The organism is Leisingera sp., assembly GCF_034669605.1.
GTDB lineage: Bacteria > Pseudomonadota > Alphaproteobacteria > Rhodobacterales > Rhodobacteraceae > Leisingera.
This window is the reverse complement of record NZ_JAXMOX010000159.1, coordinates 1-11,390: the sequence shown is the minus strand read 5'-3', so window position 1 is coordinate 11,390 and position 11,390 is coordinate 1. Positions and strand designations below refer to the sequence as shown.

Sequence of the window (11,390 nt, the reverse complement as noted above, 5' to 3'; positions counted from 1 at the left end):
AGTTCATAATTGTCGAGAAGATGAAGCGTTTACTGCAAACCGAAGGGTTGGAGCTATTCGCTCACGAAATACGTGGCCGCAGACAAGAAGTAGACCTTGTACTTTTGATCAAGCCAGCTTGCGGCTCCTGAATTATGTCAAACAGGACGCGAGGGTGTTTCCCGGCTACGCAAATCTCCCATCGCAGCGAGCGTCTTTCGGGAACATAACAGGGAGGGTCACATACACCGACTACTTCAATCACCTAACTTGCCAAGTTTTTCGAAATTCTCCACTATTGCTTCTACATTGCACACCAGTTCAGTAAGGAAACTAGAAACTGGCAATCTCAATGGCTCTATTATCGCCACCACAAGGACCGAATCGGGGTCGCTAAAGTGCTTTATCGGAAAGTCAGACTCAATAACATTTTGTGTGACTTCTATTAAAATCTTACCCTTGAGAAAGGTTGACTTCGGCTGACACACCGTTTTTCTCGAATGATACTGTGCCGTACAATCGGTTGATATTTCCGATGTCATTTTTAATGAGATCGAAAGTTGGTGGTGCTTGTCTTGATTGCTGATTGCGGACAAACAGTGCAGAGGATGCCCAGTCGCATCAGTCCAAGACAGATTCTTGCTAAAGGGCTGAAGATCAAGAAATAGTCGCACGTATTTTTTCTGGCAACTTTTTCGTATCAAGCGCGCTCCAGCGCTTGAATGCCAACCCTTCTCCGTTTCAAGGATTGGAAAGTAGATCCCGCGCTTCTCTCTCTCGGTGAGAAAGGCGTTCTCGGATGTCACAATTTCATAGGCTAAGTTGTCTAGGATCGATCTTAAGTGGTGGACCGCAGACGATAGATCAAAAGAAATACGTGTCCATTCCGCTTGATTGGTGTTTTTTATGACGTGATAACTCGTCTTACGATCCTCCGAAAAAACAGCTTCAACCTCTATTCTCGAGAGAGACTGTAGTCGCTGGTTGATGGACGCAACACATGATCGGCAATAGTTTAGCCTTTTATAGAGTTTTGATAATTCAAATTCCAAGGACTACACCTGCTCTCAAAGGCCACTACGAAGCTCGACGAAAATGTGCACTTAGCCATCGCAACTACCGCTGTATGCGCGTCGGTTCAACTTAACTCTATCCACTCAACACGCACATAACCTGCTTATCTATCCAACTTTCACTGCGGCGTCGATCGATCTCAGCCACTAACCAAGCCGGCCCTCGCCTCCAACGCGATCGTTTTGTATGAAGTGCAGCATCGACAGCGAACCTCAAGGCAGCGGGGAGCCTGCTCACCTTGCACATGTCGGAAAGGCCAGTTCAGCAGTTTGCCGCCGGAATCAGGATACCGTGGCCGGATCGAATGGCAGCTTAGGGCTGGGTGAAGTCATCTGGCCGCTCGCAACTGGTGCGGATTCGCTGCAACCACGCTGCCGCGGTGCCGCATGTCGGCTTCGAGCCCAATTTGACCATTGCCGCGGCCAGTTCCAATGTCCGGTAGCAGACACAGCCAGTGAAACGAGGTGTCCAGTCCCGGCATTTGGTGGACCGGGGTGGGCCATGCCGACATACCTATTGTCCGCGAACCACGCCGAGACGATCCGCGATTTCGTCGTGGATGCGCGCACGCTCGGCGGGTTCTGTGTCACACAGGGAGACAACGCCGCCGTCCTCTGCCAGAATATATTTGCCCTTTGGCGTGCAGATGGGGAAGGCGTCATAGCGTTTCGCGGTCTCGATCACCGCCTGCGGCAGGCCGGCGGTAGAGAACCGGCCGCGATCCGGGGCGCCCAGCCAGATCACCCGAATATCGGCCTCTTGCGCCCTCAGGCTCGGGGCAAGGAAGACATCCGCATATTCCGGGTCGATGGCAATGGCGGTGCCGATCCGGGGATCGCGATGTGTGCGTTCCAATGCCTCGGCATCAACGGAGCCCAACGATACACCGTGTGCTTTGTACCATCCGCAATCAGGGCCGCTTTCGTTGGCCTCACATGAGCTCGCGAAAACGTTGGTGTCGAACGCACCGCCCGCCAGGGCCAGGGCGGCAGTGCCGCCAAGCGCATATCCTGCCACGGCAATCCGGCTTTGATCCACGGCAGTCGACCAGACCGGGTCCTGAAGAATCCGATCAAGCACGTGCGACACATCCTGCGGCCGCCGCCAGATCTCGTCCACGGCATCTGCTGCGCTCTCCGGGCGCGGGCCGTTCACTTCGACCACAAAGAAGCCCTCTTCTGCCAGCCGGCCACTCAGCCAAGCCCCGGAATCCGCCGCTGATCGCAATCCGCCGTGCGAGAGCAAGACAAGGGGATACGGTCCCGGTGCCATCGCGGCATCGCGATAGGCAGGTTGTCCGACGAAGACCGCGTTGCCACCGACATCCTCCAGCGATCCGCCTTCCTGCGCAGGATACCAAATCGAAAGCGACAGGTGACGCAGGTCGTCCTCGCCATGCGTCGTGATGGTGTGAACCCCGATACGGGGCTCCGCGATACCGGGTGCGGCACAAAGACATGCCACCAGAAGGGTCGAAATGGATTTTAGCATGGGTCTTTCCTGTTCAGCGAGATCTTCTGTCGTAAGGGCTTATGTCCGGCGTTTGGTTGGCGTGCGGGCGGCGAATTCCATCAGGCGTCTGAACTTCGGACAGTCCATGTGGCTTTCGGCTGGGCAATCCGCGACGTGACGCAGGGCGTCGCGCAGCCGCGTGAGACCCCGGATCTGCTCGTCGAGCGCATTGGCGCGCAGGTGCAACTCGGCACGCGGCAACTGGGGCGTACCGTCCTTGGCGAACATGCCCTTGATGTCTTCCAGTGAGAACCCGGCCATCTTGCCCAGCGAGATCAGCGCGAGCTGGGTGACCGCTTGCGCATCGAACTGCCGCCGCAACCCGTGCCGCCCGACCGATTGGATCAGTCCGATCTCCTCGTAGTAGCGCAGCGTCGAGGAGGAGACGCCACTCTGTTCCGACAGAATCCCGATATCGAGAAGTTTCACGGTTGACCTCAAGTTGGCTTGAAGTGGCAAGTTAGCTTCCACTGATCGTCAACGCTAGTGAACTTATCATGAAAAAACCGAACGAGGCGCGCGCGCCACTTCCCATCCTGACGGCGCTGGCCGCCGCCTCCCTGACCGCTTCGCTGGGGCTCAGCGTCGCCTCGGTGCTGCTGCCCACCCTGACACGCAGTTTCGATGTGACCGTGTCGGACGCCCAGTGGGTCGTGCTGGCCTATCTCATGGCGGTGACGGTCGCCATTGTCTCGGCCGGGCGGCTTGGCGATCTGTTCGGCCATCGCCGGGTCATGATTTCCGGCTTGGTCGTCTTCATGGCTGCGTCGCTCCTCAGCGCTACGGCACCGAGTCTCGGCGTGTTGATCCTAGGGCGCGCGCTTCAGGGAGTTGGCGGGGCGATCCTGATCGCGCTCCCGATGTCGATCGCCCGGAACATGGTGCCTCCTGGGCAGCTCGGCACCGCCATGGGCCTGCTAGGAACCACCTCCGCCGCCGGGACCGCGCTCGGGCCCTCGCTTGGCGGTTTCGTGCTGGCCTGGAGCGACTGGCGGATGACCTTTTGGCTCCTCGCCGGGTTTGCCGCGCTGGCACTGGTTCTCGTTGTCCTCTTCATCCAGCATGAGAGTCAGCGGTCTCGGGCACGGTTCAAGTCGTTGGATCTCCCGGGAACCGTTGTGCTGATCGTTGCGCTTGCGGCCTATTCACTCGGCACGAGCGGTGGCGCCTCAGGCGTTCCGGTTTCACCGGCGGTGCTTTTGGCAGGCGCGCTGTTCGCGGCTGCAATCTTCGTGGCCGTCGAGACCCGCGTGAGCACGCCACTGGTGCCGATGACCGTCCTCATGGACAGGATGACGGCAGCAGGGTTTGCCATGAACATCCTGGTCGGCACCATCATGATGGCGACGCTGGTCGTCGGCCCGTTCTTCCTGACGTTCTCCCTTGGACTGGACGAGGCAATTGTCGGCCTGGTGCTGGCCATTGGGCCGGTTGTCGCCGCGCTCTCCGGGGTGCCCGCGGGGCGGTTGACGGATCGGTTCGGCGCGCGGCGCGTGATGCTTGCCGGGCTGCTTCAGACCATGCTCGGCCTGCTCTGCCTTGCCCTTCTGCCGCGCTATTTCGGCGTCGGCGGGTATATCGCCGCGCTGATCACACTGACTCCGGCCTTTCAGATGTTCTTGGCGGCCAACAACACCGCAGTCATGTCCGGGGCTTCGAAGGAGCAGTGCGGGCGCCTTTCCGGTCTGCTCGGCCTGTCTCGCAACCTTGGATTGATGACAGGTGCTTCCGCGATGTCCACCCTGTTCGTCGCCGCAATGGGCACAGGTGACGCGGCAAAGGCGACGATAGCGGACGTCTCGTATGCCTTTACGATGACATTCTTCTTCGCCGCCGCCCTGGCCATGATCGCCCTTGGAGTTGCGATCTGGAGCAATCCCAGGCGCCAACAAGGTGCGCCGAACCCGGTGTGAAGCTCAAACATAATTCGCGCGCCCTGAGGCATGGACCCGTTTCCTCCACAACTGCGGCCATAGGGCATTGCGCATGGGGCATTGGGCATTGGGCATTGGAAAGGTTCGGTTGGTATTGGAGTGAACCCCACCTGTTCCGCACAGGCCAGATCGGAGCGCAAATGATGACCTACGCTCTATCACGACCACGGTTGAACCCCAAAATTGCTGCGCACGTGGAGAACGAAGCCCATGAGAGGGTCGGCCCCATTGGCGACCAATGTGCGAAAGCGAACATCGAATCTCAACGGTTGACCGGCATCTTAGTCCGCGTCCCCTCCTTTCGATGATGGTTGATGGCTGCACCTGCGGCGAAGGTCTACTCCTTCCATTGCTCGTGCAGCATGTGACCGTCGCCCGGATAGCAGATCTCAGTACTTTGCAAAGGACGCTCTCTGCGCGTTGCTGCCATTCGTGGTCGACGCAGCGAACGGCAGGTCACCGCCCTTTTCACGAAAGTTTTCGCAGCCGCAGCGGAATCTAAGCGACCGTAGCGAATGGCAGGAACGTCCCGCGCTGCCGACCTTGGAGCCGTCAAAACCCTGCGGCCACGATGAGTGCCGGCTTTGGTGATGCTGCGGTGCTTCGCTCATCGTCACGTCAAAAGTCGGTTCTGGGCCGGTCGCGATGGGCATACCTATGCGGCAACTGCGAACCCATCGGCGAGCAGAGGAGACAGTTTAGGCTCGAAGCGGACCTCTGCAACGCCCCAGATCTACGATGCGCGGACAAGCTCCGCGGTTCCAATCCCCGTCAGTTGCACCCCGAGCCAACGGATGTAGCCGTTCAGCTTCTTGCTGGCCGGCCCAAACAAAGGCATGATGAACCTCTCGTAGCAGGCGTGGAGCGAGTTCACGTTCTGGATGTGATGGCGGCCTGAGGCCAAGCGCTTGCCGGACTTGCTGCCGACCACGAAGTGCCAATTCTTGTGTCGTGAAGTCTTCCCAACGAGGGCGCTGCGGTCGCGGGACGTTCTGCGGTTCGGCGAAGTTCCGGACCCATTCACGAGTTCCGTTGCGCGACTCCCGCTGGTAGGTCTCGTCCGCTAGATGATCCCGGAGAAGCTCGCCGTTGAGCCGCTGCTCCCCATGATCGTAAACACCAGCATCAGCCAGCGCCAGACAGTGTATTTGTTGAGTCCGACCGTCTCGCGAGCTTGCGCACCGACTGCGGAGCAGAGGTGCTCAGCATATCCCGCAGCGCCACGATGAACGGGTCTGGGCGATTGATGCGCGGCCGATGGCTTTGCCGGTTCGGCCCGAACAGTTTAATGGCAGCCGATGCGGCGGTAGCGCTGGATTTTGGTCCGTGTGCGGCCCCACTTCTGGCGGCGGTCGTCGCCGCAGAAGGGGCACTTGTGATCTCGGTTTGTCCGTGCTTCGTTCTCCGAGATCGCCTCCGTCTTTTGTCGGAGATCCCTGATCTTGGTCTGGGCGTCCTCGATCTGGGCCGGATTCAGGTCGTCGAGAGCATCGAGAATACGCCGAAAAACGTGTTGCCGCATGGGTATCCGCCGCGCAGAAAAGCGGAGTGATATAGGCCTTTCCGCGAAATACCGAAGAGCGCCAACACGGTTTGCGGACGCCCCTGATTTTTTCGACTGACTCACGATAACGGGCTGGCTGCTCCATCGGGACGAGCAGTCGTCTATTGTCGAAAGGTGGCCTAACACGAACCGCGACGGACGACCAGGCTGTGCACGCCTGGTCGTCCTGCTCCTGGATCAGGAGCGTCGTTCAGGCGTTTCGCGGCGCGCAAGCCGGACTTCAAGCCATTCCAATACCTCCTCCTCAACCCAGCCCACCCGGTTCGGGCCCAGCTTGACCCGCATCGGGAATTTGCCTGCCGTCTCCAGGCGTGCGATGTGTTGCGGTGAGTAAAGGACCAACTCCTTAACTTGGCGTTTTGAAAGTATCCTCATCACGATGTCTCCGTTGCTGAAGAGCATCGCGATGCCCAGGTTACGACGATTCCTAGGTTGGAAGATGCTACCAATCGGACGTCAGAGATGCGATATAATCTTCATATTTTAACTGAGCGGCCCGCATTTCTTCCTTATAGTCGTAGCGGTTGTAGATAGCGGCTACGCCGCTCAGCGTGCCTGAGGAGTGGTTTAACAGCCGCTCCGTGACGTGGATAGGTGTGCCCAGAATGGCATGAATAGTTGAGAATGTGCGTCGGAGATCATGCAGTGTAAAATGCTTCAATCCGGTCTTTTTCAGAAGCCGACGGTGTCCCTTTGACCAACCGGAGTAGGGGACGTCGAAGTAGGTTTCGCCGAAGACATGGTGCTCGCCGCCAATGATGCTTTCAAGGAGAGCTGCGGTGCGGGGCCCGATTGGAAACGCGTGCCGCTTGTGATTTTTCGTGCGTTCGCTGGGCAGGGTGATCAGATCGGGTTCGATGTCGCCCCATTGCAAGTTGGCGATTTCTCCGCGCCGTTGTCCAGTAAGCAGCAAGAGAGTGACGATATCGTGGTATCGGTCCCGCGCGCCCAGGGTATGATCGAGCAGGGATGCCACTTCTTCCTCGCTTAGAACGCGTTCCCGGGCGTTTACCTTGTGGGGGCGCCTGAGGTCGGCAAGCGGGTTGCGCTCCATGTACTGACGATTGCAGGCCCACCCAAAGAAGACCTTCAGGGCGGTAAACCCATGGTTCTGGCTGGACGGGCTGTTGGAGAGGCGCTTGATCGCCTTGATCGCTTGGGACGGGCTTATGTCATCCAGATATCCAGAGAACTGGATGCGTTTGAGGTAGAGCTTGTATCCAGCGCAAGTCGACGGTCTAAGCCGTGTCTTGCAATCTTCGAGGAAGGCTTCGCGGACCGGAGCATATGTGTACCTTTGCTCGGGGTAGGGGGTTTCGGCAAAGGTGGCAAGGAATTGGCGTGCGACCTTTCGGGCGTCTGCAAGAGCTAGGTCGGGAAACCTGCCAAGGGTTTTTAATTGACGACGCGGGCCATACATTACCACGTAGGATTTGCTCCTGGCAGAGCAACGGAGCCCGAACCCTGGCGTCGACACATCCCAGTAGGTGACTTGTCCCTGCTCCCGCAGAGACAGCTTCCTGACGGCTAGATCGGTCAACCGGATCTTCATTTTAGTCTCTTTTTAGTCACTTGAATCACGTGCGTAAGAGGGTGTTTCTATGTTCAGCCATGTTCGGAGGATTTCTCCTTGTATCATGATAATAAAGGAAAAAAGCTAAATAGTGTAGATCTATGTTCATTTGTCTGGGCTGTTTGTGGATCAAGAGGTCGCCCGTTCGAACCGGGCAGGCGGTACCATTCAAACCAGCAGTCTCATTCGTTGACGTCCCGGTGTCGGCAGCGGCAGGTCCGGCCCGGATCGCTGCACGCCTTTGCATGTGCGACGCTCCGCAAGTGCTGCATCAACGTGATGCACCTTGCGCGAGGATGTTTGTCCCGAGGCCGGCACACCGCAGGCCGGGCGCCTGATCCCGCCCGGGGGCGTGCTGTGCTCCGGTGACCGTGGCGCTCGAAATCACCCCGATGTCACGCAACTTAGCCAAAGCTGCCGGGGTTAACGATTTCTTAAGGAACGTTAATCAACCTGAGGGTGATTTTCACGCATCGTTGACCATCTCGGAGAGATCGCCATGACCCTGCGCCGCACTGCCCTCAGCATGGCCTTGCCGGTTTTCTGTCTCGGCGCGATGAGTCTCTGGACCCGGCCGGCGGCGCATTGGCTGGCGCAGGGGCCGTTGCAGCAGGGCCATGAAGAGGTGTCCTGCGCCGGCTGCCATACGCCCAGTCCCGGCAGCACGCGCCAGCAGGTGCAGGCCAAGCTGGCCTACAGCCTCGGATGGCGCGCGGCGGATGTGGATTTCGGCAATGGGCCGGTGACCAGCGATCACTGTCTCGACTGTCATGAGCGCGCCAATGAACGTCATCCGATCTACCGCTTCCGAGAACCGCGATTCGAGCCGGCGTTGCAGCAGGTCCGGGCCGACAGCTGCCTCGGCTGCCATTCCGAACACCTGGGCTAACGGGTCTCGGCCGAGCCCACGTTCTGCCGCGCGAGCCATGCCGACCTGGCGTTGACCAGGGATCCGGTCAACATCCCGCATGTCACCCTGATTGCGGCGGGAAAATGGAGCACCTGCCTCGGGTGTCACGATTTCCACGGCAACCATTCCTATGACCCGCCGACCCATGTGCAGCAGATGATCCCCGGCGCTGCGATCCTTGGCTACTTCCACCAGGGCGCACCGCCCTATGGCCCGTTCAAACTCTTCGAGGCGGTGGCGCGATGACCCTGAAACCGATCCTTGCCCTCGGCACGCTCAGCTGTCTCGCGATCTATCTATTCGTTACCGCGCCGCCGCCCTTGCCGGTCGAGGCCAGCCGGGCCGAGAGCGACCGCGTGCTGCCGGTGGGGCGGCTCTTCGATGCGGTCAATGCGATCAACCACGCGGCGCGGCAGACATATACCGCGCGAATCGTCGGTGCCGGTGGCAAGGCGGGGCTGAAATTCGGCGAGGACTGGGCCGAACCCGGGGTCGAGAAGGGGCCTTTGCCGGCGCTTTTCCTGCGGCTCACGGCGGCGCGGCTCGAGGCAAGGCCGCCGCGGCTCGGGCTCTATCTTGGCTCCGACGCGCCGATCAACGCCTCGAACCTCTTTGCCGGCGCCGAGGCGCAGGCCTTTGCCAGGGTGCGCGCCGCGCGTGCGCCGGTGTTCTCGACCACCGCGCGCGGCGATCACGTGGCGATGTACCCCGACCTCGCCTCGGCCGGGCCCTGTGTGAGCTGCCACAACGACCACCCCGACAGCCCGCGCAAGGACTGGGTGCTGGACGAGGTGATGGGGGCCACCACCTGGACCTACCCTGAGGCGGAGCTCGGCGCGGCGACGGCGCTCGAGGTCACCGAGGCCTTCTACCTCTCGGTCGAAGAGGCCTATCGGGCCTATCTCGACCGCGCGGCGGGCTTTGCCGATCCGGTGGCGGCGGGGGCGGACTGGCCCGGCCCGGGTCTGCGGATGCTGCCGGATGCCGCGACCTTCATGGCCGAGGTCCGCCGCGAGGCCGGCGGCGCGGTGATGCGGGCGCTGGTGCTGAGCGCGGAGGGCGGGGCATGACCGAGGTCCTGTTGCGGCTCAGACGGCGTCCTTACGTGATTCTCGGGCTGATCGCGCTGTCGCTGGTGGTGACGGTGCTGACCGCCGGCACCGCCTTTAGGCCCAAGTCCTTCGGCTTCAACTGGCAGGTGGTGACCGGGGCGCTGCTGCTCACCGGCATGGGCTATCAATGGATGCTGCTGATTGCCCGCAGCGGCGGCCAGGCGGCCAGGGTGCGGCGGCACTACGCAGCGCATCGCTGGGTCGGCGTCGGTCTGACGCTGCTGTTCGCGGTGCATGCGGTGCGCTTCGGCCATGCCTGGACCCTGGCGCTTGTGCTGACCTTCATCGCCATCGCCGCCACCGGGTTGCTGAACCGCGAGGTGATCCCCTATCGCAGCCGCCGGCTCTACAAGGCCTGGCTCTGGCTGCATATCGCACTGTCAGCGGCGCTGCTGCCGCTGGTGGGGCTGCATGTCTGGGTGGCGCTCACCTATCAGTGAGCGTCACCTCCTGGGTCATCCGGCCGGTCACCCGGTCAAAGATCAGGATACGGTCATCCTCGGTCACCACCGCCACCCAGCCGGTGCCGAAGGTCACCGCCTGGGCGCTGACGCCGGCGGGCAGGCTCAGCTCTTCGGGCAGTTGCGGGCCGGGATCGCGGAAGCGGATGACAATCAGCGCGATGATCAGTATGACGCCAGCGATCATCACGCCCGTCAGCACGGTCACCAGCAGCCGCAGAAAGCGCAGGTTGGCCGGCTCGGGCAGCTCCGCCTGCGTTTCAGAAGGGTCATCCATGCCGGAACTCCGTTTCACCATCGGCGCCAATCCGCCCGGCCGCCTTGATAAGGCCTTGGCCCGCGATGTGCCAGAGGAGGCCGCCCTGTCACGCACCCGGCTCGCCCGGCTGCTGGAAAGCGGCGCGGTGCGGATCGACGGCGCGGTCGAGGTCAACCCCAAGGCCCGGGTCGGCGAGGGTGCCGAGGTGGTGATCAGCGTGGAAGAGGCGGAAGAGAGCCACATCCTGCCGGAGGACATCCCGCTCGACGTGCTCTACGAAGATGACCACCTGATCGTGGTCAACAAGCCGGTGGGCATGGTGGTGCACCCGGCACCCGGCACGCCGTCGGGCACGCTGGTCAACGCTTTGCTGCACCATTGCGGCGAGACGCTGTCGGGTGTCGGCGGCATGAAACGGCCCGGCATCGTGCACCGGATCGACAAGGAGACCTCGGGCGTGCTGGTGGTGGCCAAGGATGACGCAGCCCATCACGGTCTGGCGGCGCAATTCGAGAAACACACCGCCGAGCGCGCCTACAAGGCGGTGGTCTTCGGCATGCCCGATGCCGCCGATCCGCGGCTGCGCGGCCTGCGTGGCATCAGCTTCGAGCCGGGCAACGTGCTCAAGATTACCACCCGTCTGGCCCGCCACCGGTTTGACCGGCAGAAACAGGCGGTCTGTTCTGAGGGCGGGCGCCACGCGGTGACGCGGGCGCGGCTGGTCGAGAGCTTTGGCAGCCCCGCGGCGGTGGCGCTGATGGAATGTCGTCTGGAAACCGGCCGCACCCACCAGATCCGGGTGCACATGGCCTATGCCGGTCACGGGCTGATCGGCGATGCCACCTATGGCGGCAAGCGCAAGATCGCCAAGGGCGCGCTGACCGAGGCCGGGCAGGCGGCGGTGCAGAGCTTTCCGCGCCAGGCCCTGCATGCCGAGACGCTGGGATTTGTCCATCCGGTCACCGAGACGCCGCTCAGCTTCACCGCCGCGCTGCCCGATGACATGCAAACC

The 11,390-nt window shown here is 61.1% G+C and carries 13 protein-coding genes; 7 read left to right on the top strand and 6 right to left on the bottom strand.

The features are described from left to right. Nucleotides 1–236: 236 nt before the first annotated feature. The 3 genes from VOI29_RS17790 to VOI29_RS17780 form a co-directional block, all read right to left on the bottom strand. A complete protein-coding gene (locus VOI29_RS17790; RefSeq protein WP_323781637.1) occupies nt 237–653 on the bottom strand; it encodes a hypothetical protein in 417 nt (138 codons plus the stop codon). A gap of 913 nt (nt 654–1,566) precedes the next feature. Continuing rightward, nucleotides 1,567–2,544, bottom strand: coding sequence for a hypothetical protein (locus VOI29_RS17785; RefSeq protein ID WP_323767715.1), 978 nt, complete (start codon nt 2,542–2,544; stop codon nt 1,567–1,569). A gap of 39 nt (nt 2,545–2,583) precedes the next feature. Further along, on the bottom strand, nt 2,584–2,994 hold the full coding sequence (locus VOI29_RS17780; protein ID WP_323767717.1) for a helix-turn-helix domain-containing protein: 411 nt from the start codon (nt 2,992–2,994) through the stop codon (nt 2,584–2,586). 68 nt (nt 2,995–3,062) lie between these two features. On the opposite strand from VOI29_RS17780, the gene VOI29_RS17775 reads away from it, so the two are divergent. Then, complete coding sequence (locus VOI29_RS17775) at nt 3,063–4,478, top strand: MFS transporter (protein ID WP_323767719.1); 1,416 nt, start codon at nt 3,063–3,065, stop codon at nt 4,476–4,478. A gap of 1,309 nt (nt 4,479–5,787) precedes the next feature. Next, entirely contained in the window at nt 5,788–6,051 is a 264-nt protein-coding gene (locus tag VOI29_RS17770) for a hypothetical protein (RefSeq protein ID WP_323767721.1), read from the top strand. A gap of 189 nt (nt 6,052–6,240) precedes the next feature. On the opposite strand, the gene VOI29_RS17765 is transcribed toward VOI29_RS17770, so the two are convergent. Continuing rightward, complete coding sequence (locus tag VOI29_RS17765; RefSeq protein ID WP_323767723.1) at nt 6,241–6,465, bottom strand: AlpA family phage regulatory protein; 225 nt, start codon at nt 6,463–6,465, stop codon at nt 6,241–6,243. A gap of 40 nt (nt 6,466–6,505) precedes the next feature. Beyond that, a complete protein-coding gene (locus tag VOI29_RS17760) occupies nt 6,506–7,615 on the bottom strand; it encodes an integrase family protein (protein WP_323767725.1) in 1,110 nt (369 codons plus the stop codon). A 520-nt stretch (nt 7,616–8,135) separates the two neighbouring features. Between VOI29_RS17760 and VOI29_RS17755 the strand changes: the two genes are divergently transcribed. The 4 genes from VOI29_RS17755 to VOI29_RS17740 are packed head-to-tail and all read left to right on the top strand — an operon-like array spanning nt 8,136 to nt 10,098. Next, entirely contained in the window at nt 8,136–8,525 is a 390-nt protein-coding gene (locus tag VOI29_RS17755; protein WP_323781634.1) for a hypothetical protein, read from the top strand. Nucleotides 8,526–8,576: 51 nt separating this feature from the next. Beyond that, nucleotides 8,577–8,792: a hypothetical protein gene (locus tag VOI29_RS17750; RefSeq protein ID WP_323781631.1), complete on the top strand. Its 216-nt coding sequence runs from the start codon at nt 8,577–8,579 to the stop codon at nt 8,790–8,792. Continuing rightward, on the top strand, nt 8,789–9,616 hold the full coding sequence (locus tag VOI29_RS17745; protein ID WP_323767729.1) for a c-type heme family protein: 828 nt from the start codon (nt 8,789–8,791) through the stop codon (nt 9,614–9,616). Before VOI29_RS17750 ends, VOI29_RS17745 begins: the two co-directional genes overlap by 4 nt. Continuing rightward, nucleotides 9,613–10,098: a hypothetical protein gene (locus tag VOI29_RS17740; protein ID WP_323767731.1), complete on the top strand. Its 486-nt coding sequence runs from the start codon at nt 9,613–9,615 to the stop codon at nt 10,096–10,098. The genes VOI29_RS17745 and VOI29_RS17740 overlap by 4 nt, the downstream gene beginning before the upstream one ends. Here VOI29_RS17740 and VOI29_RS17735 read toward each other — a convergent pair. After that, entirely contained in the window at nt 10,085–10,396 is a 312-nt protein-coding gene (locus VOI29_RS17735; RefSeq protein WP_323767733.1) for a DUF6476 family protein, read from the bottom strand. The genes VOI29_RS17740 and VOI29_RS17735 overlap by 14 nt on opposite strands. Here VOI29_RS17735 and VOI29_RS17730 point away from each other — a divergent pair. Continuing rightward, the coding region (locus tag VOI29_RS17730; protein WP_323781628.1) for an RluA family pseudouridine synthase at nt 10,395–11,390 on the top strand (996 nt) is incomplete at its 3' end. The two genes, VOI29_RS17735 and VOI29_RS17730, sit on opposite strands and share 2 nt — an antisense overlap.

Coding starts and splice junctions, on each gene's coding strand:
- VOI29_RS17785 (WP_323767715.1), bottom strand. CDS start 2,544: ATGCTAAAATCCATTTCGACCCTTCTGGTGGCATGTCTTTGTGCCGCA.
- VOI29_RS17775 (WP_323767719.1), top strand. CDS start 3,063: ATGAAAAAACCGAACGAGGCGCGCGCGCCACTTCCCATCCTGACGGCG.
- VOI29_RS17770 (WP_323767721.1), top strand. CDS start 5,788: ATGGCAGCCGATGCGGCGGTAGCGCTGGATTTTGGTCCGTGTGCGGCC.
- VOI29_RS17765 (WP_323767723.1), bottom strand. CDS start 6,465: ATGCTCTTCAGCAACGGAGACATCGTGATGAGGATACTTTCAAAACGC.
- VOI29_RS17760 (WP_323767725.1), bottom strand. CDS start 7,615: ATGAAGATCCGGTTGACCGATCTAGCCGTCAGGAAGCTGTCTCTGCGG.
- VOI29_RS17755 (WP_323781634.1), top strand. CDS start 8,136: ATGACCCTGCGCCGCACTGCCCTCAGCATGGCCTTGCCGGTTTTCTGT.
- VOI29_RS17745 (WP_323767729.1), top strand. CDS start 8,789: ATGACCCTGAAACCGATCCTTGCCCTCGGCACGCTCAGCTGTCTCGCG.
- VOI29_RS17740 (WP_323767731.1), top strand. CDS start 9,613: ATGACCGAGGTCCTGTTGCGGCTCAGACGGCGTCCTTACGTGATTCTC.
- VOI29_RS17735 (WP_323767733.1), bottom strand. CDS start 10,396: ATGGATGACCCTTCTGAAACGCAGGCGGAGCTGCCCGAGCCGGCCAAC.